Origin of the sequence: Sulfurospirillum sp. UCH001, assembly GCF_001548035.1 — a bacterium.
Lineage (GTDB): Bacteria > Campylobacterota > Campylobacteria > Campylobacterales > Sulfurospirillaceae > Sulfurospirillum.
Genome location: NZ_AP014723.1, coordinates 848,500 through 871,784 on the forward strand (window position 1 = coordinate 848,500; position 23,285 = coordinate 871,784).

Genomic DNA, 23,285 nt, shown 5'->3' on the forward strand with positions numbered 1-23,285 from the left:
CATGGCAGAAATTAGAAAAAGCGAAGGCTTTATAGATTGGCTTGACCAACGCTTAGCCGTCAAAGCATTTATGCGTGTGATGATGACTGAATACTGGATTCCTAAAAACATCAATTTTCTTTGGGCAATGGGTGTTGTTTTAGTAGTGCTCTTTGGTGTGTTATTGGTCACGGGACTTTTGTTATTGATGTACTATAAACCCGACATTAATTTAGCGTTTGATAGTGTCAACTACACCATTATGCAAGAAGTCGAGTATGGCTGGTTGTGGCGTCATATGCACGGAGTTGCAGCATCTGCTACGTTTTTGATTATCTATATTCATCTTTTTACAGGCATTTACTATGGTTCCTATAAAAAAGGCAGAGAGATGATCTGGATAACGGGTATGGTGCTTTTTATTGCCTTTTCTGCAGAAGCGTTTAGTGGCTATATGCTCCCTTGGGGACAGATGAGTTACTGGGCAGCACAGGTCATTACCAATCTTTTTAGTGGTATACCTGTCATTGGTGATGCTGTGGTGATTTGGATCCGTGGTGATTATGTCGTAGCCGATGCTACCCTCACTCGTTTCTTCATGCTTCACGTGGTGCTTTTACCATTGGTGATTATTTTGGTGATTGCCGTGCATTTCTACTCGCTTCGTTTTCCGCATGTGAACAACGAATACTCTGAAGAGCTCGACTTTGAAAAAGAAGCAGAAAAATACCTAGATGGACGTAAAAAAGAGTCTAAAGTAGTGCCTTTTTGGCCAGTGTTCCTCTCCAAAGATTTCTTTGTGGTAGGGTTCTTTATGACATTTTTCTTCTTCCTTTGCTGTTATCATTTTGACTTTGCGATGGATCCGATCAACTTTGAACCCGCAAACTCGATGAAAACGCCAGCACATATCTATCCTGAGTGGTATTTCTTGTGGAACTATGAAGTCCTTCGAGGCTTTTTCTTTGATATCGCAGGTATCGCAGCGATGGATATTGGCTTAATTGCATTTGTTATCGCTAACATGGTCTTTTTCGTCTTGCCATTTTTAGATCGCAATCCGATGAATACAGCACCTGCACATAAACGTCCTTTATTTAAGTACTGGTTCTGGATCTTGGTAGCGGATATGATCGTTCTAACCGTCTATGGCAAACTGCCTCCAACAGGTGTCAATGCATGGGTAGGCTTCTTTGCAGCTATCCTCTTTTTAGGGCTCTTTATCGCCTTACCATTTATCACTAAAAAAGAAGCGAAAGGAGATGCACAATGAGAGAGATTAAGATTTTAGCCATTGTGATTTTCTTTACCGCAGTTACCTATTGGGGTGTTGAGCCTTATGCACATTCACAAATGCACCCGCATGTTGCGCCTGCTGATTTTAGCTTTAAAGAGATGCCTTCCATCGCACTCAATGGCAATATCGATAATGGCAAAACGCTCGTTGAAGCTAACTGTATAGCATGCCATAGCATTAAAAGTTTAGGCTTTGAGGCACCAATGAGTAATGATGATGCGGCTGGTGCGTACGGCGTTGTCCCACCTGATCTTAGCCATGCAGGAGCCATTTACGATAAAAACTACCTTGCAGGCTTTTTAAAAGATCCTGTCAGTGCGACTAAACTTTCACATAAATTTGGTGATGCAAAACCTTATGCGATGCCAAGTTACAGTTATTTAAGTGAGCAAGAGATTGCGGATATTGTGGCGTATCTTAAAAATGTTGTCGCAACAAAACCTACCGATAAAATGGTCTTTGAAGAGGCGTGTGGAAGATGTCATAGTATGAAATACGATAGTTTTAAAGCACAGACATCAAGCACATTTATGAAAAACTATCTGGGCGCTGAAGCACCTGATCTATCGATGATGATTCGCTCCAAAAAAGCGGAATATCTCACAACATTCATCAATGAACCGCTAAAGATGGTTGAAGGCATTGCAATGCCTCGCGTAGGGCTAACTGCGGCATCTCAAGAGCAAGTGATTGCGTACATGGAACATGTGGGTGATCGCAAAAAAGCAGAGCGAGAAGATCTCGGTCTGAAGCTCATTGGATTTATGGCTATTTTTACCCTAATAGCGTATGCATGGAAAGTTCGAATTTGGAAAGAGGTGGCGTAAGCCTCCTCTTTTATGTTGAGAATATTTATAAGCTAAAGGACATTGATGTTAAAAACAATCAAAGCAAAAGCAATTTTCACTCTTTTTGTTGCAACTTTTGGAGCTTTTAGCCTTTTATTTTTTTTGATATCAAATGATTATGAAAAATTGGTCAAAAACCAATTTCAACACTCTCTTACAATGTTGTCGTCTTCTATTTTTCAGACTATTAAAGAAAGTATGAATTCGGGTGATCCTCAAACGATTAACACAGCTATACAAAACGCTTCAACCATTCAAGGCGTAGAACAATTACATGTTTATCCGAGCGATTCTGTCAAAGCACTGTTTTCTAAACAAAATGACTCAACCCCTTCTGATTTAGCACCTTTGTTTCAGGCGCAAAAAGAATTTTTTGAAGAGAGAGGAAAAAGCGTTCGTATAGCATTTTCTCTCAAAGCAGAAGAGAGCTGTCTTGCGTGTCATACCAATGTACAAAAAGGAGATGTCTTAGGGGTAAGTGAGCTCATCATCTCCGCACAAGAATCGTATGATAACATCGCATCTGCAAAGCGTAGAGTCGTCTTTTTTATGGTGGGTGTTTTAGTCTTAGTTTTAGTCAGTTTTTCGCTTTTTTTTAAAAAAGAAATTTTTGATGTGATTGAAAAATTACGATTTATGGTTTTTAATGTTGCCAAAGGTGATTGTGACTTAACGAAACGCCTTGAAATCAAACATTATGATGAATTAGGCGTTGTTTCTTCACTCATTAATGAATTTTTATCAAAGATACAGACAACACTGAATGTTGTGAAGCAAAGCTCATCTTCTAATTTAACATCATCAGAAGAACTTACCTGTATCGCAGCATTGTTAGTTGAAAAGCTTTCATCGCAGATAGAAGCGATCGCACAAGTGCATCATTCCATTATAGCAATCCGCACTGAAACCAATGAGTCTTATACTCTCTCTCAAATGAGTTCTAAAAATTTAAAAGAAGCACGAGACTTTTTAGGGAAACTTTTTTTAGAGCTTGAGAGTTCTGTGAAAAGTATACAAAATGACAGCCAGCATGAAAAAGAGCTTGCCATGAAAACATCACAACTCACTGCTCATGCAGAGCAGATTAAAAGCGTGCTCGAAGCGATTGAAGAGATTGCATCTCAAACAAATCTTCTCTCCCTCAATGCTGCCATCGAAGCAGCACGTGCAGGTGAACATGGACGAGGTTTTGCTGTGGTTGCTGATGAAGTACGAAAATTGGCTGAGAAAACTCAAAAAAGCCTTGAAGAGATTAGTGTTGTGGTTCATGCGATTAGCTCTGGAATATCAGAAGTGAGTACAGAAATCGCAAAAAGTTCTGAAAATGCAGTCGTCATTTCATCGCATTCGCAAACACTGATCGATGAAGCCCGTAAATCCGATGAAAAACTCTCTTTAGCAGCCAATAATGCAGAAGCAACGATGATAAAAAGTAGCCAATCTTTACATCACATTGAAGCATTGGTTGATGTAGCACAAACGATGGTCAGTGTGGCAGAAGAGACGAAAGTAACTTCATTAAAATTTCAAACCATTGCTTATGAACAAGCACAAAAAAGCAACGAACTTCAAACAACACTTCAAGCTTTCCATTCACAAAACGACGCGTAATTGTTCTTTTCAAAGAGGTGTTAAACACCTCTTTTTCTTACGTATATTTCTTCTTTTTTTTTCGTCATAAAACTCTTTTATTCTTCGATTATTTTGCTCTTTTTTTTATTTAAAATTTTCTTGAAGCTTCAAACTAATTGTTTAATTAACGGTACATACAAGAATAAGACAGATGGGTTTATGCATCTGTCGTGATGTGTTTGGTTCTATGACTCGCACATCATTTATAGGCATAAATTAACGTCAAAACATTTTGATACAAAGTGTTTTACTACGAAGGAGAAACGTATGAAATTGGCAAATCTTAGTTTAGCAGTGCTTTGTGTCGCAGGGCTAAGTACCTGTTCTTTTGGTGCAGATACACTTGCGAATGCATTTAAAGAGGGCAAAGTCAGTGGGGAATTAAAGGCATTTTATTGGGATCGTGACAGAAATCCAGCCATTCCAAGTGATTCTATTTTTAATACGGGTGTTACACTAAACTATGTAACAGGTTCTTTGTATGGTTTTAGTCTTGGATTAACAGGGCAATCCAACAGTGCACCTTTTGCAAGCGCAAATGCCAAAACACAATTTGGCTGGGATGAGTACGGTTCAGGAGCACAACTCTCTGAAGCGTATTTGGCGTACAATGCTGGTAAAACGACCGTTCAAGTTGGACGTATGTTCCTCAACACACCGCTCATTGCATCTTTAGGCAATCGTATCGTCAAAGAATCGTTTGAGGGTGCTAGCATTGTCAATACAGACATTCCAAACACCACACTTACCGCAGCATATGTACAAAAATTTCAAGCACAGACGGATGGTGCTGGACACATTGGCGAGTTCACAAGATACAATAATCCCTATGGCACATCACCACTCTTAGAAGACGGTGCGTATACCTTAGTCGCGGTTAACAAGTCCATTACAGGCTTGACGCTCACAGCAGCGTATGCAGAAGACATCAATACTAAAGGTGCTATGGCGTATGCTGAAGCGGCGTATGCCTTTAGTGTCAATGCCCTAAATTATGGTCTTGCTGCACAATACTATTATAACGACAAAGATATCACAGGAAGTAAAAGCTCTGATCTCTTAGGCTTAAAAGCCAGTGTAGGTTATGGCGCTCTTAGCGGATATGTTGCGTACAGCACTGTCAGTAAGGATGCAACAGTTACTCCGGGTATTGGTTGGGGTGCAGACCTTGCTTATACAGGAACGATTATTCTCTCTAGCAGTTATCCTGCCAATACAGATGCTTATGCAATAGGTCTTGGTTACGCATTTACACCGAGCACAACGCTCAATGTTGCGTATACCGTAACAGATGATGATGACCTCTCTTATGGCAAGGCTTCTTATGTATCTCTTACTGGCAACTATGCCTTCTCTGGGGCACTTAAAGGGCTTAATTTCCTAGTGATGTACGATAAAGAAAATCGTGATAAAGCAGGGACTAAAGATAAAGACGAATTTAGATTTAGCGCAAGTTATAAGTTCTAAAAGCGTGAAGCTCTTTGACATGGTTTGTTCATGTCAAAGAGTCTTCTAAAACATCTCAGGTTTTCCGAAATAAAACCCTTGTGAATAATCAATCCCCATATCACGGACAATTTCGTAGATGGTCTCATTTTCCACAAATTCAGCTACAGTACTTAAGTTTTGTTTTTTAGCAAAGAGCATGACAGTTTCTACGATGTGTTGATTAATTTGATTGTTGTGAATATTTTTAATTAAACTCCCATCGATTTTAAGGATGTCTGGTTCATAAGAGAGCAATCGCTCAAAGTTCGAGTAGCCTGTTCCAAAATCATCAATAGCGATTTTTACACCCTTTGCTTTTACTTTTTGAATAAACTGCTTGATGAGTGCAAAGTCTTTGATATCTTCACTCTCTAAAAGCTCGAAAATGATGCGATGCGCTTCATCTTCATGTTGTACGAGCAGATTTTCAATGTAGTGAGTGATCTCATCACGCTCAATGTCATGGACAGAAAGGTTGATGGAGATAGCAGCTTCTGAAATTTTATAGAGTGCCGCAAAAGAGTTTTCCAAAACAATTTTGGTGATTTTTGAGTAGTAACGCCCTTTTTTGGCGGTATCTAGAAAATACAAAGGGGTAAGAAGCTGTCCATCTTCTGTGACAAGACGAACCAATGACTCGTATTTTTCAATTTTTTGAGTTTGGTTGTTGACGATAGGCTGAAAATACGAGATGATTTTGCGATTATCGATAGCGGTTTTAATGATATGAATGGTTTCGATATTTTTCAGAGCATTATCATACTCAATGCCAGAGAGTCCATCAGCATAGACGATAGGCTGTTTTGTTTGAATGGCATTTTCAATACCAATTTTAGCGTCTTCAAAGATTTTAAAGATGCCGTACGTGAAGCTACAAATAGCCGAAATGTCATACTCAATAGAATCGATTTTAACAACATACTCTTTAACATTCATCAAAAATTGCTCTAACACCGCGTGGATTTCTTCCTTACTGGCTTTGCAGTTTCGTCTATCTATTGCAAAGGCATACAACCCATTTTCCAGATGATAAACTCTCTGAAAACCCCAACGATTTGGCATAAGATAGAGCATGTTCTTGCCAAAAGCATCTTCGATTTTTTCAACGCTGGCTTTATCGTAAAACTTCTCTAAAATGTTGTAGTCTTCTATTTGCACCAAAATGAGTACAGAGAGGCGATTGGCTTCTAGGAAGTCGAAAAGTTGTTTTTTATCGCTCATGATAGCTGTAATATCATGGCGCAATGAGATGTACTCTTGTACTTCACCCTCAGGATTTAAGATGGGTTGAACAGTCGTCTTGACATAGTAAGTATCGCCATTCTTAGCGCGGTTCTTTACAATGCCTTGCCATGTTCTTTTCTCATCTTTGATGGTTCTCCAAAGATCTCTAAAAGCAGTTTTTGGCATATCTGGATGACGTATAACGTTGTGAGGTTTACCGATGAGCTCCTCTTTTGTGAAGCCAGAGATTTGACAAAATTTTTCATTCACAAATGTAATGACACCCTTAGGATCTGTCTTGGAGATGATAGAACTTGTATTTGTAATGTTTTCGTACTGTTTGAGTAAGAGCGAATTTTTTTTGTTTTCATAACGTAAATGGAGTTTCTCAACCACTTTGCCGATACTTCGAATAAGCTGTGTGACATTGAGCGGTTTGATCAAATACCCATCTACACCTGCTTCTATGGTTTGAGTAAGAAAGCTAGTCTCATTATGTGCAGATAGGACGATGATGGCAATATCGGGATTGATCTGTCTGATGGCGTGAATCATCTCGATACCATTCATGCGTGGCATCGTAATGTCTGTAATGACTAGATCAATTTTATGGTAGTTTGATGCAAATAAACGAGCACCATCCTCTCCGTCAAAACCTACGATGACGTCATCGAAAAAGTCTGAAAAGAGGCTATTGGCGGCATCTCGTGCTTGAGGATCGTCTTCAATGTATAGAAGCGTCATCCCCTTGCTCATTTGTTTGAGTGATGCAATCTGCGTGCGCTCCATTCTTTATTCCCCCTATTGGTTGTCCAAACTTAACATGAGTAATTCCTTCAAGTTCGAGATTGATGGAATCCTTTTCAAAAAGCATAACGATGGTTGAACCCATCTCAAAATGACCTAGTTCATCTCCTTTCGAGATAACAAGATTGTCATAAAGGTAACACTGTTGAAGACTCGCTTTTGCGTTTGTCTTGATTGTAGCATCAAATGTGAATGTCATCTTCCCTACATTGAGCGCACCTACAAAAACCATATAAAAAAGCTTATTTTCTTTGGTATAACACTCAAGAACAACACGTTCATTTTCAACAAAAAGCCCTTCTATCTTTTTAAGCCACGTTAAATTGACAGGATAGAGTTTCCCAGGGATGTGGACTGCTTTTACAATGCGCATATCGATAGGTGCATGGTAACGATGATAATCACGTGGTGAGAGATAAAAGTTGACAAATGCTCCATCTTCCAAACGATCTTTAGCACTCTTGGCAATATAATCGCCAAGCAAACTTCGTACATCGTAACTAAAACCTTTGATTTGTAACGCAAGGTTGTTTGTAATACTTCCAAAGGCGCTTACAAAACTGTCACATGGAGAAATGAGCGTTTTCTCACAAATGTTAAAAAGACGACGTGTTTTAAACCGTCGGGTAAAAAGCGCGTTTAGACTCTTGTATGAGCTCGCTTCTTCAAATTCCATCAAATCAACCTTCATCATTGAGGTGTACGTTTGATTGATGATACGTTGTATTGCGCTTGGGAACTCTTTGGATGCAAATGTTCCAAAAAGACGTGACGCAATAGAACTTTTAAAGTTAGGGTAGCGTTGCATAGGACTCTTTTATATAACTTTTTTCATGTTTTTATGCTGATAAAAAAAGTTATGGGATTTTGTAAAGAATAGATTATACCAAATGAAATAACTTTTTGTTGTTCAAAGAGCAACCACACTAAAATTATGCTACGATTTTAGATATATCATCACCTCAAAGGTTCCCATGTTCAACACGTTTATCAAAGATCCAAAAATGCTTCAAAACCTCAAAGATTTAGGCTATGTGACGATGACACCCATTCAAAAAGAGTGTCTTCCTCTAGCACTTGCAGGTCGTGACCTTATCGCAAAAGCTAAAACGGGGAGTGGAAAAACGGCTGCATTTGGACTACCGCTTCTTCTAAATCTCAATGTCAGCTCCATGCGCATTCAATCCATCGTGCTGTGTCCGACTCGTGAACTTGCAGAGCAGGTGAGTGGAGAGCTAAGAAGGCTTGCCAGATTTGCGCATAACATCAAGATCGTTACACTCTGTGGTGGGACGCGCTTTGTACCGCAGTGTATCTCTTTAGAACATGGTGCACACATCATCGTAGGAACACCAGGACGCATTTTGCAACATTTGCAAGAAAAAACTATCAATTTTGAGCATGTTAAAACATTAGTCCTTGATGAAGCAGACAGAATGCTTGATATGGGTTTTTATGAGGACATAGAAAAGATCATCGCAAAGATGCCACACAAACGCCAAACCTTGCTTTTTTCCGCAACTTTCCCGAAAGAAATAGAGCAGATGTGCAACGAAGTGCAAACAGACGCCATTCGTGTAAGCATCGAAGAAGAAGCGCATACATCACCCAACATTACCCAAATCTGTTACAGCGTAGAAGAACATGACAAAGAAGAAGCGCTTAAGGGTGTTTTGTTGGAGCATGACGCAAAGTCGGCCATCATCTTCTGTAAAACAAAAGTAGGCGTAGCTGAGCTTCAAAGTTATTTGGTTGATGAAGGGTTTGACGCACTCTCTTTGCATGGTGATTTAGAGCAGATAGACCGTGACGAACACTTGCTTCTCTTTGCCAACGGTAGTGCTCAAATCTTGGTTGCAACGGATTTGGCTTCTCGTGGTCTTGACATCAAAGATGTGGAGATGGTCATTAACTATGAGCTTCCACAAACGATGGAGATTTACACCCACCGCATTGGTCGAACAGGACGCATGGGCAAAGAGGGCTTAGCGGTGAGTTTTGTCACACCAAAAGAAGAGGGCTTTTTTGAAGAGCTTAAAGAGGCAAATTTCAACTTTGTTTGCAAAGCCATAAGTGAGCTCAATCCAAGCCGAACAACGCCTCAAAAAGCGCTTTATATCACACTGTGTATTGATGGTGGTAAAAAGCAAAAAGTAAGAGCGGGCGACATTTTGGGAACTCTGACCAAAGACCTTGGACTTGAGGGCAGTGTGATAGGTAAAATCGACATCTTGGAAAAATACGCTTACGTAGCTATACAACGTGACTACGCCGATAAAGCCTTTGATGGACTATGCTCTACCACCATTAAAAACAGGCGCTTTAAGATATGGAAATTGGGATAATGCGTGATCATTCTTCTTGCTACTGATATTTTTGGCATAACAGACGCTGTGGAAAATTTGTCCAAGCGTTTGAATGTCGTGTGTGAAAGTGTGAAAATATTAGACCCTTACGGTGCAAAGCATATGGATTTTCAAGATGAAGATAAAGCGTATGAGGCATTTAACCAACTCTGCGGACTTGAAGCGTATGCTACGTTGTGCACAAAAGCACTTGAGGCACGTTTAGATGAAGATCTTGTTATGATAGGCTTTAGTATGGGCGCGTCAGCCATTTGGAAAGCCTTAGATGGACGTACAAATGTCAATATAAAAAGCTTTTATGGATTTTATTCCTCGCAAATTCGCTACTTTTTAGATGTCAAGATAGATGTGTCATGCACACTTGTTTTTCCAAAATGTGAGAAGCATTTTGATGTGGATGAGGTGATAACACAGCTTGTCAACCATGAAAAAATCACCTGTTTAAAAACAGAGTATTTACATGGGTTTATGAACCCATATTCGATTAACTATGATGCTAAAGGGTATGAAGAGTATAGTCGATGGATAGAAAAAAAACTTGAATTGTTTTAGCCTCTCACCGCTTTAAGCCAGTTATAAATCGTAGCTTTTGAGACGTTCAATACTGAGCAGATGTAGCCTACAACGTTTCGAATGGCAAAAATGCCTTCGCTTTCTAAGAAGATGACTAACTCTTTTTTATCGTCGCTTGAAAGTCCTGAGAGGGCAATGTTTTTGCTACTCAAATACTTTTCAATGGTTTCATCCGTATGTTCTCTCCAACTTTGTGAGAAAAGCACTGATGGTTTAGGCTCTGCTTCACTCATATGTAAAAAGCCTTTGAGTGATTCAAAAAGTGCTTCTATCGGCTCTGTGTTGTAGTTAATGCAAATCATCCCGATAGGCTTTTCCTCGACATCACGCACGATGATGCTGACGGCTTTGAGGCGTTTACCATCACTGCTGATTTTCTCGTATGGTCCTACCCAGTTCTCTTTAATGCTGTTTAGATCTTTGAGTTCACTTAGCATCGCATCGCCTACACGACGCTTAGAAAAGGCATTGACGATGTGCACAAGTTTTTTGGCTTCTAAGTCGTGCATAACAACTTCAACATTAGGGTAAAATAGTTTGCCGATAGCATCGCACAAGGCGAGATAAGGTTTGAGCTCTTTTTTCATAAAGAAATCATAACACATTTTTTTAGAAAAATATCTTGATAAATAGTCTAATTTAGACTATAATTCTAAAAAATAACACAAAGGAATAAAGATGGCGATTGGTTTTATAGGTTTAGGAAACTTGGGCACAGCCGTTGCAAAACGCTTACAAAGCATGAATGAGGACGTTTTAGTTTGGAATAGAACCAAAGCAAAAGCAGAAGCAAAAGGCTTTGTATGTGAGAATTCGCCAAAAGCACTCATCGAAAAATGCGATACGGTACTTATGTGTTTATTTGACTCAGCAGGTGTACGAGATGTACTCAGTATGCAAGAAGGACTTTTAAGCGCAGACCTTAAAGGTAAAACTATCATTGATTTAACGACCAACCATTTTAACGATGTCATAGAGTTTCATGCGATGGTAGAAGCCAAAGGTGGCAGTTACTTAGAATGCCCAGTGCTTGGCAGTGTTGTACCTGCAAGTAAGGGAGAACTCACTGCCGTATGTGCTGGAAAAGAAGCGGTTTATTTGCATGCTAAACCATTGCTTGAGAAATTTGCTTCAACCATTTTCCATCTCAAAGAAGCAGGTTTCGCGGCAAAGATGAAACTTATCAACAACCTCTGCCTTGGCTCATTCATGGCAACGATTGCAGAGTGTGCAGCACTTGGTGAGGCATGTGGCATTGAGAAAAAAGAACTTTTAGAGATTTTAGGTGCAGGTGGTGGAAAATCGCTCGTGCTTGCAGCAAAAACACAAAAACTCATAGATGAAGACTTTAGCCCGCATTTTAGTAATGCTGCTATCAATAAAGACTTGCATTGTTTACAAGATTTAGCTTATAGCCTCAATCGACCACTTTATACGGCAAGTGTTACGAAAGAGCTTTTTTCTAAGATGAAAATGATGGGCAAAGGTGATGAGGACTTTAGTTCTATTTATCAACTTTTCAAAGCGTAACAGTTTATGGGCGTTTTAGATTTTAAGCGCCCACTCTTTACATTTTAGAAAAACCTGTGCTATACTTCGCGTTACAAATTTTCTTATAAGGAGCCTCAGATGGAAACATTTATCACCCATCACAATACATACCAACCTCAGAGCATTGCGCAATTTTCTAACGCATCTCTCGTCGTCGTCCTCCTTCTGAAGCTCCGTTAAACCTTCACACTCACCCCTTTTTTTTTCACTGTTGATTTTTAAATTGGCTTTTTAGCTCTGAGGATACCTCTATCTAATTAGCACAATTTTTATCATTTTCATTGTTGTTTTTCTTGTTCTAATACGAGATTTTTCTGCCTGATTTTAGGCATGTATGAGCTTGTAGCTCATTTTATAACATAAGGATATTTCTATGCAAAGTACACAAACATTTAAAAAATACAAACCGTACCCATTGGTGCCTTTATCTCACAGAGAATGGGCGAGTAACATCATTACCCAAGCTCCTATTTGGGTTAGTACCGATTTAAGAGATGGCAATCAAGCGTTGGTTGAGCCAATGAATGCGAGCAAAAAATTGGCATATTTTCAAAAATTGGTTGAGATGGGCTTTAAAGAGATCGAGATTGCCTATCCGAGTGCCTCTCAAACAGACTTTGATTTTTGTAGAGCGTTGATTGAGCAGAAATTGATACCAGATGATGTACGCATTAGCGTTTTAACACCTTCAATTGAGAAACACATCAAAAAAACGTTTCAAGCCATCAAAGGTGCAAAAAGAGTAACAATCCATCTTTACAATCCAACAGCGGATAACCAGCGCAAAATTGTGTTCAACAAAAGCAAAGAAGAGATCATCACTTTAGCGTTAGAGGGCACACGTATCATCAAAGAAGAGGCGGAAAAATTCAAAGGTGATGTGATGTTTCAGTACTCTCCTGAGAGTTTTTCTCAAACGGAGTTGGAGTTTGCGAGTGATGTTGTGAACGCGGTTATCAGCGAGTGGATGCCAACCAAAAATGCACCGATGGTTATCAACTTGCCTAACACTTTGGAAGCGTGTACACCTAACATCTATGCCGATAGAATCGAGTGGATGAGTAAACAGATGTTGGAACGTGACGCGGTTATTTTAAGTGTTCATCCACACAATGACAGAGGTACAGCGGTTGCGAGTGCGGAGATGGCGATTTTAGCGGGTGCGCAAAGAGTTGAGGGAACATTGATGGGAAATGGTGAGAGAGCAGGCAATGTTGATTTGGTTACGTTGGCGTTCAACCTTTACTCACAAGGGATTGATCCGATGTTGGATGTTCATAACATCGATGCCGTGTTGCAAGAGATCATCACATTGACGCACAGTACCATTCATCCCCGTCACCCCTATGTGGGCTCTATGATTTACACGGCTTTTTCGGGCACGCATCAGGACGCAATAAAGAAAGGTATGGAGCATCAGAAGGACGTGTTAGATGGTTATTGGCACGTACCGTATCTTATTATTGACCCAAAGGACATTAAGCGGGATTATCGTGATGTGGTGCGCATCAACTCTCAGTCAGGCAAAAGTGGTGTGGCGTATGTCCTTAAAGAGTTTTATGGCATTGAAACAACCAAAACGATGCAGATAGAAATTGCCACAGAGGTACAAAAATTGTGCGATGAAAAGGGTATAGAAGTCAATGCAGAAGAGATTTTTAAAGTCTTTAGACAAATGTGCAAATTGTAAGCATTTTCAGAGAAAAAATTTGATGTGTATCAGTGCAAAATGCAAAAAGTTGTATTAGAATGAACACAGAAGATAAAGGAGAAAATGCAATGGCAAATGTACTTTCCCTGCAAGTTGGGCGTGCAAAAACGTATGGCAATGCGCAGTCAAAAGATTTTTTAGATAAAGAGTGGCACAGTGCTTCGTTCAAAGAAGTAAGCAAGACACCACTCTTTGCACGTTTTATAGGCTTAGATGGCGATGAAGTTGCCGATACGACGCATCATGGTGGAATCCATAAAGCCATCTTTGCCAATAGCTATGAAAATTATGCGTATTGGGCTTCCTTTTTGGGCGTTGAGCATTTGCCTTTTGGAGCATTGGCTGAGAATTTAACCATCACAGGTTTGCATGAACGAAGTGTAATGCTTGGGGATGTTCATCAAATAGGTACAGCCATACTGCAAGTTTCACAACCACGAAAACCATGTTGGAAAATTTCACGAAGATGGAACCACACCGCTTTTACCAATGAAATTTTTACCAGCGGGTTGACAGGTTGGTACTATAAAGTGCTGCAAGAAGGAGTTATAGGCTTAGGCGATGAGATCAAAGTCGTAACACAAAAAAATGCTCATGTCACCATCTTAGAAGCCAACGAAGCATTTAGAGAACCTGAAAAATACAGATCAGTACTTGAGACTATTTTAGAGATTCCTTCTCTTGCTACTTCTTATAAAGAGAGCATTATCAAGCGGTTGAAAAATGAAAGTGATCTTTCGTATATGAAAACGCAGTAAAAGAGAAGGGCTTTTTAGAAAAGCCCTTAAAAAGGTTAACCGAGGTTGGTGTAAACCGCTTGGACGTCGTCGTCTTCTTCAATGCGCTCTATGATTTTTTCAATATCTGGCATTTGTTCTTCGGTTGGAGTAATAGGTGTGTTCGCAATACGCTCTAAGGTTGCTTTGGTTAAAGCGATACCTAAGCGTTCAAACGCTGCACTTAAACTTCCAAAATTGGTGTAATCTGCATATACAAGGACGATGCCATCTTCTTCTTCAATCTCTTCGAGTCCTGCGTCAATGAGTTCAAGCTCTAATTCTTCCAAGTCCATATCGGCTATTTTAGCAAACTCAAAAACAGCTTTGCGAGAGAACATAAAATCGAGAGAGCCATTGTTGACCATCTCGCCGCCTGCTTTTTTAAAGGCACTTTTGATGTTAGCAACGGTTCTGGTGTTATTGTCAGTCGCACATTCAACAAAAAAAAGTGAGCCATGCGGTCCTTTACCTTCATAAGTTGTCTCTGTAAGCGTCTGTGCGTCTTTGCCTAAAGCTCTTTTGATAGCAGCATCAATGTTGTCTTTTGGCATATTTTCCGCTTTCGCATTGAGGATAGCGGCTCTTAATTTTGGATTCATGTCAGGATCGCCACCGCCTTCTTTTGCGGCGATCATGATCATACGACCAAGTCTTGGAAATACACGGGACATATTGCCCCATCGCTTCATTTTTGCGGCTTTTCGGTATTCAAACGCTCTTCCCATGGGAATTTGTTCCTTCTTGTGTGTTATAAAATTTCTCTTATTATACCTTGTTGAAAATAAGAGTATTATTTTGGCAAAAAATTGAAGGAGTTTGTCTATGGAAGTACTGAAAAAAATTTATAAAAAACATGGCTTTGAGTTGATCTGTGTTCCTACTCAAGAGGAAGCACTGAGTGTTGCAATGAGTTTCATTAAGCCTCATATGAGTATTGGCATGGGCGGTTCGACGACAGTAAAACAAATAGGGCTTTATGACTATGTTACTTCTCGTAAAGATATTACCCTTTACAATCAGTACGAACCAGGTATTAGCATGGAAGAAAATATGCAAAGAAGACGCCAAGGGTTGGTCTCTGATCTTTTCATCTGCGGTACGAATGCATTAACAAAAAATGGTGAATTGGTGAATGCAGATGGTAGTGGAAATAGAGTTGCTGCACAAATTTTTGGACCTAAAAAAGTGTTGATTATTGCGGGCATTAATAAACTCGTTGAAAACGTGGAAGAGGGCTTTAAACGCATTCATGATGTTGCAAGTCCTAAAAACATTGAGCGTATGAATAACGTTGCTATTAGCATGGGAAAAGAGCCACGCTACACTATGAGTAATATTGGTAAAAAATTTGCCTATATCAATGGCGATGAAGAAGGTCGCACAACAATTATTTTGGTAGACGAGGAACTTGGCTATTAAAATGCTTCTCATGGAAACACTTTAGGTGTAAAGATTTAAAGGTGTGACTTTTTTAGATTCTCCAAGGAAATTTGCATTAAAGTTTAATTATAAGAAGTTTATTGAGCCCTACACATTACAATAAAGCAAATGGGGCTTAATAAACCAATGTAATATCAAATTTCACAAGGAGTTATCGATGAGAAAAACGTTTTTAGCAGTAAGTGCGGCTATATGTTTAGCGACAGCAGTTTCTGCAGCAGAGTTTATCAACGTTCTTACGGGCGGAACGAGCGGTATTTATTATCCTTTGGGTGTAGCACTGTCACAGATGTATGCCAAAGCGATTCCAGACTCTAAAACAGCCGTTCAAGCGACCAAAGCAAGTGTTGAAAACCTCAATCTTCTTCAAGCAGGACGTGGTGAAGCTGCGATTTCTTTAGGTGATTCGCTCTCAGATGCGTATAAAGGAAATACAGAAGCTGGCTTTAAAGCACCACTTTCAAAACTTCGTACGATTTCAGCACTCTATCCAAACTACATTCATTTTGTTGCAGCGGCAGATTCTGGCATCAAATCATTTGACGACATTAAGGGTAAACGTATCTCTGTAGGTGCGCCAAAATCAGGAACAGAACTTAACTCAAGAGCTATTCTTGCAGCAGCAGGGATTAGCTATAAAGACTTTGCAAAGGTTGAATACCTCTCTTACGCTGAGTCTGTAGAGCTCATGAAAAACAGACAACTGGATGTGACCTTGCTTTCTTCAGGAGCTGGTGTAGCAGCACTTCGTGACTTAGCTACTTCACAAAAGGTTGTGTTCTTAACGATTCCAGAAGAAATTGTTAAAAAAATTGATGATCCTGCATACCAAGTCGGTGTTATTCCTGCCAATACCTATGAGGGGCAAACCAGTGATGTTAAAACAGTTTCTGTTCAAAACTTCCTTGTCACACACTCTGGTGTATCTGAACAAACCGTTTATACGATGACAAAAACGATGTTTGAAAATTTAGACCAAATGGTTGCGGCTCATGCTGCGGCTAAAGGCATTAAGCTTGAAAATGCAGCAAAAAATCCTCCTGCACCATTACACCCTGGTGCTGAGCGTTACTATAAAGAAGTAGGTGTTTTAAAATAATATAAAGCCCTAGAATAGGGCTTTATCTCATGAATTAGTTCACTGTTGAAGGAAGGGATATGTCTGCCTTATTACACGAAGAAGCCCATGAAGAGGCTTCTGATTTTGAAGAGCACGGGCACCAGCGTCAACTTTTAGGTTGGGCATCACGTTTGGTGATGTTTGGTGCGCTCGCATTTTCTGCTTACCAGATTTCTGTTGCGGCGTTTCATCCGTTTTCAAGTTTGATTATAAGGTCTTTGCACGTAAGCTTTCTAATCTTTTTGATTTTTATGCTTTATCCTGCAACCCCAAAAGGACGTTCTCAAACAAGTATTCCTTGGTATGACCTTTTACTCTCGCTCTTTGGTTTTTCACTGGGTTTTTACCATCTTGTTTTTGAAGCAGAGCTCATCGAACGCTCTGGTGATCCAACGATTATGGACCTTGTTGTAGCAACAGCGGCAAGCATACTGGTCTTTGAAGCAGCGCGTCGTGTTGTAGGCTGGGCGTTGACACTGGTCTGTGGAGCTTTCTTGGCGTATGGCTTTTTTGGGCAATACTTGCCTCTCTCCATTGCACACCGAAGGTTTGGGTTTGACCAAATCGTAGGGCAACTCTATCTAGGAAGCGATGGTATATTGGGTACACCAACACTGGTGTCTGCCACTTACATTTTCTTATTCATTCTTTTTGGAACGTTTTTAGAAAATGCAGGTATGATCCGTCTTTTTAACGCTCTCGCACTTGGTCTAGTGGGACGAGCACAAGGAGGACCTGCAAAGGTTGCGGTTATCTCTTCAGGACTCATGGGCACGATCTCAGGTTCTGGTGTTGCGAATGTTCTTACCGTAGGACAATTTACCATTCCTTTGATGAAACGTTTTGGTTACACACCTGTGTTTGCGGGTGCTGTGGAAGCAACAGCTTCTATGGGTGGACAGATTATGCCTCCTGTTATGGGTGCGGTAGCGTTCATTATGGCAGAAACGCTTAATGTGCCATATTCAGACATCGTTATGGCTGCGATTATTCCTGCACTTCTTTATTACTTTACCGCATTTTGGATGGTCCATCTTGAAGCAGGTAGGCTGAAACTTTTGGGTATTCCTGAAGATCAATGCCCGAACCCGTGGAAAGAGCTCAAAGCCAGTTGGTATCTGGCACTTCCATTAGCTGCACTTGTCTATATGCTCTTTCATGGCTTTACCCCTATGTTTGCAGGTATGATGGGTTTAACCCTAACATCTGTCCTTATTTTGGGTGCAGCAATTGCCGCACGCATTTCACAAACAGCTTTACGTTATGTCTTTTGGTTTGCGCTTGGTTTAAGTGCTGCTTCGTTTATAGAGTGGGGAATAGTGCCTGTACTTGGGGTTATTGCTTTTTTAGTGGTTTTAAACTTTGTCGTACAAGGTGGACGTGACACACTTCAAACGATGAAAAATGCGCTGATTGATGGAGCAAAACAAGCCCTTGGTGTAGGAATTGCCTGTGCGATTGTTGGTGTCATCATCGGTGTTTTAACGCTGACAGGGGCTGCATCTAATTTTGCAGGGTTCATTCTTGAAGTAGGAGAAAAAAGCCTCTTCTTATCCTTGCTGCTTACGATGGTGGCATGTTTGATTTTGGGTATGGGAATTCCAACCATTCCAAATTATATCATCACAAGTTCTATCGCAGCACCAGCTCTTCTTAAGCTTGGTGTGCCTCTTATTGTAAGTCATATGTTTGTTTTTTACTTTGGTATTATGGCAGACTTGACGCCTCCAGTAGCGCTCGCAGCGTTTGCAGCAGCATCCATTGCCAAAGCATCAGCAATGCGAATAGGTTTTAAGGCCACACAAATCGCCATCGCAGGCTTTGTCGTGCCTTTCATGGCTGTATATGACCCCGCACTAATGCTTCAAGGCGATCCTACATGGATAGCGGTTGTCTATATTGTGGTTAAAGCATTGTTAGCAATCTTCTTATGGGGCTGTGCTGCCATAGGCTATTTGTGGTCACCATTGCACATGTTTGAACGGGTTATTGCAGCTTCCATTGCGGCACTCTTAGTCGCGGCAATTCCTTTGACAGATCAAGCTGGTTTTACCCTAGGTGCTTTGTTTATTGTATGGAATTGGTGGAAAACGCGTAAACGATGATGGCTTTATGTATGAGTGCAGGAGCAGTGTCTGTAACACTGTTTGTGCACTCGTTTACCCTTGCATGGATGCATTCCGTGGAAAAAATTCGCTGGGAAGAGCAGTGGAAAATCGAGGGTAATTTTTTACAGGTAACGGAAGCGAGTATTCGTGGAAGCGGAGCAGGGATGGAACCACCCTCTGATGCCCTCTTTAAAGAGGGAGCATGGCACTATACACCGCATGTGCCTCCTTTGAAAGCAGTGCGACTTTCACATTCTCCTTATACCAAAGAGTATGAACTTTGCTTTGATGGCAGATGCACACCACTCAATGATTTCTTTGAGAATCTCCCCGAAACTGATACTATTGTTCTTGAAGCCTGTGAACGCTAAAATAGCGCCAATTTTTTACAGGTAAGGTATTTTCTTGAAATCAGAACTCAAAAATTACAGTTATATTTTTATAGGCTCACTCTTCTTGTCGTATGGTGTGGTCTCTTTATTTATCCCCAATGCCCTTGTAACGGGTGGAACATCGGGTATGGCGATCTTGGGACACTATATCTTCAAGCTTCCCGTTGGAATGCTTATGGTGCTCATTAATGCGCCACTTTTACTGTTAGGCACAAAATACTTTGGTAAACATTTTACGATTCGCAGCATTATTGCCATTGGTTTTACCTCTTTGTGTATCGATCTCATGGTTGAATTTTTACATGTCAATGCACTAAGCCATGACGTTATTTTAGCGGCTATTTTTGGTGGTATCGCCGTTGGTATAGGGTTAGGGTTTATTTTAAGCGGTCATGCATCTGCGGGTGGCTCTACGATTATTGCAAAAATCATTGCGTCAAAGACAAGCATTAAAGCCTCCTCTGTGATGCTTGTTATTGATATGCTTATTATTATCTCGATAGCGTTTATCTCTAAAAATATTGATTTGGCATTGTGGAGTTTAGTGAGTATTTATATCAGTGCTAAAAGTATCGATATTTTCCTCACCCGTGGACCTTCTAAAAAAGTTGTACATATTGTTTCAACGAAAATTGAAGAGCTTTGTTCTCAAATCGTCCACCATTTGGGCAAGAATGGCACGATAGTGCAGGGTAATGGTATCTTTGAGCATGAAAATAAACGCATGATTTTTCTCGTGGTTGAAAACGGAAAAGTACCTCGGTTAAAAGAGTTAATTCAAAAAGTAGATAACGAAGCGTTTATGGTCGTTATGGAAGCATCAGAGCTTTTAGGACGTGGGCATTAAAATTTACTTTTGAGATTGATATTAAACTGATTGTTTTGTTTATCAATGCCCGTTTTATCATACGATATGCCAAAATTAAGCCCTTTGGCTATCTCATCAATTTGAAATGTGCTATAAACACCTGTATACGAGAAGGTATTTTGCATATCGTTAGCTATGACATAACGAGAGCCTAGCAGTATATCTTTTCGTGGTGCATAGTTAAAATCCAGTGCATAGGCTTGTGTATTTGGAGCATAGTTGTTGGAGCTAAGAACTGAGGATGTTGGCAAAAGCTGATCTTTTCCCTCCAAATCGCTATAAGCGCTGTGTCTACCATCAAGCACTTTTGAGTACGCAACATAACTTCCAAAATTTTCATAATTCATTTGTGCTTTTATTCCTACAGCATTTGTCGTACTGAGCTCACTTTGTGCGATACTTTGACGATAGGTATCCGCATAATAATTCGCACTCAGTTTATATCCTAACATATCTGTTTTTCCATCATAGAGGGCTTCCGTATAGTACAGAGTATTGTCTGTAGTTCTTTGGCGTGTCTCTTTGGCAAAAGATTGGGTGGCAACTTCGAGTCTTATACCTTCCATGGGTGCTGTTTTGTAGTAAAGAAGGACTTTTTGAGTTTTTGTACTGGAAAAAGGTGTCTCTTCTTCATTGCCTTCATTATAGTTTGCATTGATTTTATGAGTAAGATTGCCATCTAGTAGGGCATCAATGAGTGTATCAGCTGCAAAGAGGGTGTGGTGGAAAAGAATGATGAAGTAAAAAATGAATTTTTTCATAGTATTTTGAAAGCGTAAAGTCACCGAAGTGACTTTACATATGAAGCAGAGGGAATGAATTACATCATTCCGCCCATGCCTCCCATTCCACCCATGCCGCTCATATCTGGCATCGCAGGAGCTTTGTCTTCTTTCGCATTTGTAATTGTTGCTTCTGTTGTTAAGAGTAGGCTTGCTACAGAAACAGCATTTTGAAGCGCGATACGTGAAACTTTAACAGGATCGACGATACCTGCTTCAAACATGTCAACATACTCACCCGTTGCTGCATTAAAACCATAGTTTGCTTTATTGCTTGTGAGAACGTTGTTTGCAACAACGCCTGCATCAAAGCCCGCATTTTCAGCAATTTGTTTTAGTGGAGCTTTAAGCGCACGTGTAACGATCTCAGCACCGATAGCTTCATCGCCAGTTACATTGAGTTTAATTTTTGCATTTGCAAGGAGAAGTGCTGAACCACCACCTACTACGATACCTTCTTCAACCGCTGCTTTTGTTGCTGAAAGGGCATCATCCACTCTATCTTTTTTCTCTTTCATTTCAGTTTCAGTTGCTGCACCCACTTTAATAACCGCAACACCACCACTGAGTTTTGCTAAACGCTCTTGAAGTTTTTCTCTATCGTAGTCGCTGCTTGTCTCAGCAATTTGCGCTCTGATTTGTGCAACACGCGCATCAATTCTTGCTTTTTCACCATTTCCATTAACGATAGTTGTGTTGTCTTTATCGATAACGATACGTGCTGCTTGTCCAAGATCTGCAAGTGTTGCGCTCTCAAGTGTGCGTCCAAGCTCTTCACTGATAACTTCACCACCACTGATGATAGCGATGTCTTCTAACATTGCTTTTCTTCTGTCACCAAAGCCTGGAGCTTTAACTGCAGCGATGTTTAGAACGCCTCTGAGTTTGTTCACAACAAGGGTTGCCAATGCTTCACCATCGATGTCTTCAGCGATGATAAGTAAAGGTTTTCCTGTTTTTTGAACTTGCTCAAGAACTGGTAAAAGGTCTTTAAGATTCGAAACTTTTTTGTCAAACAATAAAATAAATGGGTGCTCCATAATGGTTTGCATTTTCTCAGGGTTGGTTACAAAGTATGGAGAGAGGTAACCACGATCAAATTGCATACCCTCAACAACGTCTAATTCGTCTTGAATACCTTTTGCTTCTTCAACAGTGATAACGCCATCTTTGCCTACTTTTTCCATTGCTTCAGCGATTAACTCACCGATGACTGTGTCTGAGTTTGCAGAAATCGTTGCAACTTGTGCAATCTCTTTTTTATCTTTAACGGTTTTTGCCATACTTTTAAGCTCAGCGATGATCGCTTCTGCTGCTTTGTCCATACCACGTTTTACTTCTACTGGATTTGCACCAGCAGTGATGTTTCTAAGACCTTCTTTGAAAATAGCGTGTGCTAAAACAGTTGCTGTTGTTGTACCATCACCTGCTTGGTCAGCCGTTTTGCTAGCAACTTCTTTAACCAGTTGTGCACCCATGTTTTCGATAGTATCTTTAAGTTCGATTTCTTTTGCAACAGAAACACCATCTTTTGTGATGCTTGGTGCACCAAAGCTTTTTTGAATTAAAACATTGCGACCTCTTGGTCCCATCGTTACTTTTACTGCGTCATTAAGTTTTTTTACACCTTCATAAAGTGCATTTCTAGCGTTATCTGAAAATTGAATATCTTTTGCCATGCTTATTTCCTTTTTTATATATGTAATAAATTATAAAATACCAAGAAGATCGTCGAGGTTCATCACAAGATAGGTTTTGCCATCCAGTGTTAACTCCGTACCAGCATATTTGCCAAATACAACTTTATCCCCAACTTTAACAAGTCCTTTTTCTTCAACTTTAGGACTGACTGCTCTAACAATACCGCTAAGAGGTTTTTCTTTGGCATTGTCAGGGATGATAATACCTGTAGCTGTTGTCGTAGCTTCTTCAACTCGCTCAAGAAGTACGCGTTTTCCAAGTGGTTTGAAAGTCATGTGTTTGTCCTTTTGACTAAAATTTTTAGCACTCGTTTATTTCGAGTGACAAAATTTTACACAAAAGTAGCTCAAAAGTCAAGAAAAAAGTGCTAAAAGTTTAGTCTATAGTACTCAATGTTTTTTAGTTTTTTCAATATTCACTAAAAATACTCTTTGATTAACCTTGGTATAAGCTTTATACCTATATAATGCCAACCTCTTTTGAACGTGTCAAGGTAGCTCAGCTGGTTAGAGCGCTGGTCTCATAAGCCGGAGGTCGAGGGTTCGAGTCCCTCTCTTGACACCAAAACCCCCATAAATACGCACTTTTGTTGATTTTTACCTCCTTGTTTTACAAAATG

21 protein-coding genes and 1 tRNA gene are annotated in these 23,285 nt (G+C 40.1%); 15 read left to right on the forward strand and 7 right to left on the reverse strand.

What is annotated here, in order from left to right; translation table 11 throughout:
- Position 1: 1 nt before the first annotated feature.
- From UCH001_RS04230 to UCH001_RS04245, 4 genes are all read left to right on the forward strand, one after another.
- A complete protein-coding gene (locus UCH001_RS04230; protein ID WP_067174689.1) occupies positions 2–1,252 on the forward strand; it encodes a cytochrome bc complex cytochrome b subunit in 1,251 nt (416 codons plus the stop codon).
- Positions 1,249–2,103 carry a c-type cytochrome gene (locus UCH001_RS04235; protein WP_067174691.1) on the forward strand — a complete coding sequence of 285 codons (855 nt, stop codon included), beginning with the start codon at positions 1,249–1,251 and terminating at the stop codon, positions 2,101–2,103. Before UCH001_RS04230 ends, UCH001_RS04235 begins: the two co-directional genes overlap by 4 nt.
- Positions 2,104–2,148: 45 nt before the next feature.
- A complete protein-coding gene (locus UCH001_RS04240; protein ID WP_067174693.1) occupies positions 2,149–3,735 on the forward strand; it encodes a methyl-accepting chemotaxis protein in 1,587 nt (528 codons plus the stop codon).
- 288 nt (positions 3,736–4,023) lie between these two features.
- A complete protein-coding gene (locus UCH001_RS04245) occupies positions 4,024–5,223 on the forward strand; it encodes an OprD family outer membrane porin (protein WP_067174696.1) in 1,200 nt (399 codons plus the stop codon).
- A gap of 45 nt (positions 5,224–5,268) precedes the next feature.
- Here UCH001_RS04245 and UCH001_RS04250 read toward each other — a convergent pair whose 3' ends face one another.
- Both UCH001_RS04250 and UCH001_RS04255 read right to left on the reverse strand, forming a co-directional pair.
- Positions 5,269–7,257: an EAL domain-containing protein gene (locus tag UCH001_RS04250; protein WP_231963966.1), complete on the reverse strand. Its 1,989-nt coding sequence runs from the start codon at positions 7,255–7,257 to the stop codon at positions 5,269–5,271.
- Positions 7,193–8,083, reverse strand: coding sequence for a phosphatidylserine decarboxylase (locus tag UCH001_RS04255; protein WP_067174701.1), 891 nt, complete (start codon positions 8,081–8,083; stop codon positions 7,193–7,195). Before UCH001_RS04255 ends, UCH001_RS04250 begins: the two co-directional genes overlap by 65 nt.
- 166 nt (positions 8,084–8,249) lie before the next feature.
- Here UCH001_RS04255 and dbpA point away from each other — a divergent pair, with 166 nt between their 5' ends.
- Together dbpA and UCH001_RS04265 are read left to right on the forward strand one after the other, a co-directional pair.
- Positions 8,250–9,620, forward strand: coding sequence for an ATP-dependent RNA helicase DbpA (gene dbpA, locus UCH001_RS04260; protein WP_067174703.1), 1,371 nt, complete (start codon positions 8,250–8,252; stop codon positions 9,618–9,620).
- Between the two features lie 3 nt (positions 9,621–9,623).
- Positions 9,624–10,193: a hypothetical protein gene (locus UCH001_RS04265; protein WP_067174706.1), complete on the forward strand. Its 570-nt coding sequence runs from the start codon at positions 9,624–9,626 to the stop codon at positions 10,191–10,193.
- On the opposite strand, the gene UCH001_RS04270 is transcribed toward UCH001_RS04265, so the two are convergent.
- Positions 10,190–10,801: a transcriptional regulator gene (locus UCH001_RS04270; protein ID WP_067174709.1), complete on the reverse strand. Its 612-nt coding sequence runs from the start codon at positions 10,799–10,801 to the stop codon at positions 10,190–10,192. The two genes, UCH001_RS04265 and UCH001_RS04270, sit on opposite strands and share 4 nt — an antisense overlap.
- 91 nt (positions 10,802–10,892) lie before the next feature.
- Between UCH001_RS04270 and UCH001_RS04275 the strand changes: the two genes are divergently transcribed.
- From UCH001_RS04275 to UCH001_RS04285, 3 genes are all read left to right on the forward strand, one after another.
- Complete coding sequence (locus UCH001_RS04275; protein WP_067174712.1) at positions 10,893–11,744, forward strand: NAD(P)-dependent oxidoreductase; 852 nt, start codon at positions 10,893–10,895, stop codon at positions 11,742–11,744.
- 394 nt (positions 11,745–12,138) lie between these two features.
- A complete protein-coding gene (locus tag UCH001_RS04280; RefSeq protein WP_067174714.1) occupies positions 12,139–13,455 on the forward strand; it encodes a 2-isopropylmalate synthase in 1,317 nt (438 codons plus the stop codon).
- 89 nt (positions 13,456–13,544) lie between these two features.
- Positions 13,545–14,234 carry an MOSC domain-containing protein gene (locus tag UCH001_RS04285; RefSeq protein ID WP_067178467.1) on the forward strand — a complete coding sequence of 230 codons (690 nt, stop codon included), beginning with the start codon at positions 13,545–13,547 and terminating at the stop codon, positions 14,232–14,234.
- A 35-nt stretch (positions 14,235–14,269) separates the two neighbouring features.
- On the opposite strand, the gene UCH001_RS04290 is transcribed toward UCH001_RS04285, so the two are convergent.
- Positions 14,270–14,980, reverse strand: a complete 711-nt coding sequence (locus UCH001_RS04290; protein WP_067174718.1) for a YebC/PmpR family DNA-binding transcriptional regulator — start codon at positions 14,978–14,980, stop codon at positions 14,270–14,272.
- A gap of 97 nt (positions 14,981–15,077) precedes the next feature.
- Between UCH001_RS04290 and UCH001_RS04295 the strand changes: the two genes are divergently transcribed.
- The 5 genes from UCH001_RS04295 to UCH001_RS04315 all read left to right on the forward strand — a co-directional run bounded on the left by UCH001_RS04295 (position 15,078) and on the right by UCH001_RS04315 (position 20,162).
- Positions 15,078–15,674, forward strand: coding sequence for a lactate utilization protein (locus UCH001_RS04295; protein ID WP_067174721.1), 597 nt, complete (start codon positions 15,078–15,080; stop codon positions 15,672–15,674).
- Positions 15,675–15,852: 178 nt separating this feature from the next.
- Positions 15,853–16,794, forward strand: a complete 942-nt coding sequence (locus tag UCH001_RS04300) for a TAXI family TRAP transporter solute-binding subunit (protein WP_067174724.1) — start codon at positions 15,853–15,855, stop codon at positions 16,792–16,794.
- Between the two features lie 59 nt (positions 16,795–16,853).
- Complete coding sequence (locus tag UCH001_RS04305) at positions 16,854–18,920, forward strand: TRAP transporter permease (protein WP_067174726.1); 2,067 nt, start codon at positions 16,854–16,856, stop codon at positions 18,918–18,920.
- A gap of 11 nt (positions 18,921–18,931) precedes the next feature.
- The gene (locus UCH001_RS04310; protein WP_145973105.1) at positions 18,932–19,294 is read left to right on the forward strand and encodes a DUF1850 domain-containing protein; all 363 of its coding nucleotides are present in this window, start codon (positions 18,932–18,934) and stop codon (positions 19,292–19,294) included.
- 34 nt (positions 19,295–19,328) lie between these two features.
- Positions 19,329–20,162: a YitT family protein gene (locus tag UCH001_RS04315; RefSeq protein WP_231963967.1), complete on the forward strand. Its 834-nt coding sequence runs from the start codon at positions 19,329–19,331 to the stop codon at positions 20,160–20,162.
- On the opposite strand, the gene UCH001_RS04320 is transcribed toward UCH001_RS04315, so the two are convergent.
- Genes UCH001_RS04320 through groES form a run of 3 tightly spaced genes read right to left on the reverse strand, consistent with a single transcriptional unit; the run spans position 20,159 to position 22,941 of the window.
- Positions 20,159–20,968, reverse strand: coding sequence for a hypothetical protein (locus UCH001_RS04320; protein WP_231963968.1), 810 nt, complete (start codon positions 20,966–20,968; stop codon positions 20,159–20,161). The genes UCH001_RS04315 and UCH001_RS04320 overlap by 4 nt on opposite strands.
- A 35-nt stretch (positions 20,969–21,003) precedes the next feature.
- Entirely contained in the window at positions 21,004–22,644 is a 1,641-nt protein-coding gene (groL, locus tag UCH001_RS04325) for a chaperonin GroEL (RefSeq protein ID WP_067174732.1), read from the reverse strand.
- Positions 22,645–22,674: 30 nt separating this feature from the next.
- Positions 22,675–22,941 carry a co-chaperone GroES gene (gene groES / locus UCH001_RS04330; RefSeq protein ID WP_067174733.1) on the reverse strand — a complete coding sequence of 89 codons (267 nt, stop codon included), beginning with the start codon at positions 22,939–22,941 and terminating at the stop codon, positions 22,675–22,677.
- A 212-nt stretch (positions 22,942–23,153) separates the two neighbouring features.
- Between groES and UCH001_RS04335 the strand changes: the two genes are divergently transcribed.
- A tRNA-Met gene (locus tag UCH001_RS04335) sits at positions 23,154–23,230 on the forward strand.
- Positions 23,231–23,285: the final 55 nt, after the last annotated feature.

Excerpts from the sequence above, each read along its gene's own strand:
- UCH001_RS04230 (WP_067174689.1), top strand. The coding sequence starts at position 2 with ATGGCAGAAATTAGAAAAAGCGAAGGCTTTATAGATTGGCTTGACCAA.
- UCH001_RS04235 (WP_067174691.1), top strand. The coding sequence starts at position 1,249 with ATGAGAGAGATTAAGATTTTAGCCATTGTGATTTTCTTTACCGCAGTT.
- UCH001_RS04240 (WP_067174693.1), top strand. The coding sequence starts at position 2,149 with ATGTTAAAAACAATCAAAGCAAAAGCAATTTTCACTCTTTTTGTTGCA.
- UCH001_RS04245 (WP_067174696.1), top strand. The coding sequence starts at position 4,024 with ATGAAATTGGCAAATCTTAGTTTAGCAGTGCTTTGTGTCGCAGGGCTA.
- UCH001_RS04250 (WP_231963966.1), bottom strand. The coding sequence starts at position 7,257 with ATGGAGCGCACGCAGATTGCATCACTCAAACAAATGAGCAAGGGGATG.
- UCH001_RS04255 (WP_067174701.1), bottom strand. The coding sequence starts at position 8,083 with ATGCAACGCTACCCTAACTTTAAAAGTTCTATTGCGTCACGTCTTTTT.
- dbpA (WP_067174703.1), top strand. The coding sequence starts at position 8,250 with ATGTTCAACACGTTTATCAAAGATCCAAAAATGCTTCAAAACCTCAAA.
- UCH001_RS04270 (WP_067174709.1), bottom strand. The coding sequence starts at position 10,801 with ATGAAAAAAGAGCTCAAACCTTATCTCGCCTTGTGCGATGCTATCGGC.
- UCH001_RS04275 (WP_067174712.1), top strand. The coding sequence starts at position 10,893 with ATGGCGATTGGTTTTATAGGTTTAGGAAACTTGGGCACAGCCGTTGCA.
- UCH001_RS04280 (WP_067174714.1), top strand. The coding sequence starts at position 12,139 with ATGCAAAGTACACAAACATTTAAAAAATACAAACCGTACCCATTGGTG.
- UCH001_RS04285 (WP_067178467.1), top strand. The coding sequence starts at position 13,545 with ATGGCAAATGTACTTTCCCTGCAAGTTGGGCGTGCAAAAACGTATGGC.
- UCH001_RS04290 (WP_067174718.1), bottom strand. The coding sequence starts at position 14,980 with ATGGGAAGAGCGTTTGAATACCGAAAAGCCGCAAAAATGAAGCGATGG.
- UCH001_RS04295 (WP_067174721.1), top strand. The coding sequence starts at position 15,078 with ATGGAAGTACTGAAAAAAATTTATAAAAAACATGGCTTTGAGTTGATC.
- UCH001_RS04300 (WP_067174724.1), top strand. The coding sequence starts at position 15,853 with ATGAGAAAAACGTTTTTAGCAGTAAGTGCGGCTATATGTTTAGCGACA.
- UCH001_RS04305 (WP_067174726.1), top strand. The coding sequence starts at position 16,854 with ATGTCTGCCTTATTACACGAAGAAGCCCATGAAGAGGCTTCTGATTTT.
- UCH001_RS04310 (WP_145973105.1), top strand. The coding sequence starts at position 18,932 with ATGAGTGCAGGAGCAGTGTCTGTAACACTGTTTGTGCACTCGTTTACC.
- groL (WP_067174732.1), bottom strand. The coding sequence starts at position 22,644 with ATGGCAAAAGATATTCAATTTTCAGATAACGCTAGAAATGCACTTTAT.
- groES (WP_067174733.1), bottom strand. The coding sequence starts at position 22,941 with ATGACTTTCAAACCACTTGGAAAACGCGTACTTCTTGAGCGAGTTGAA.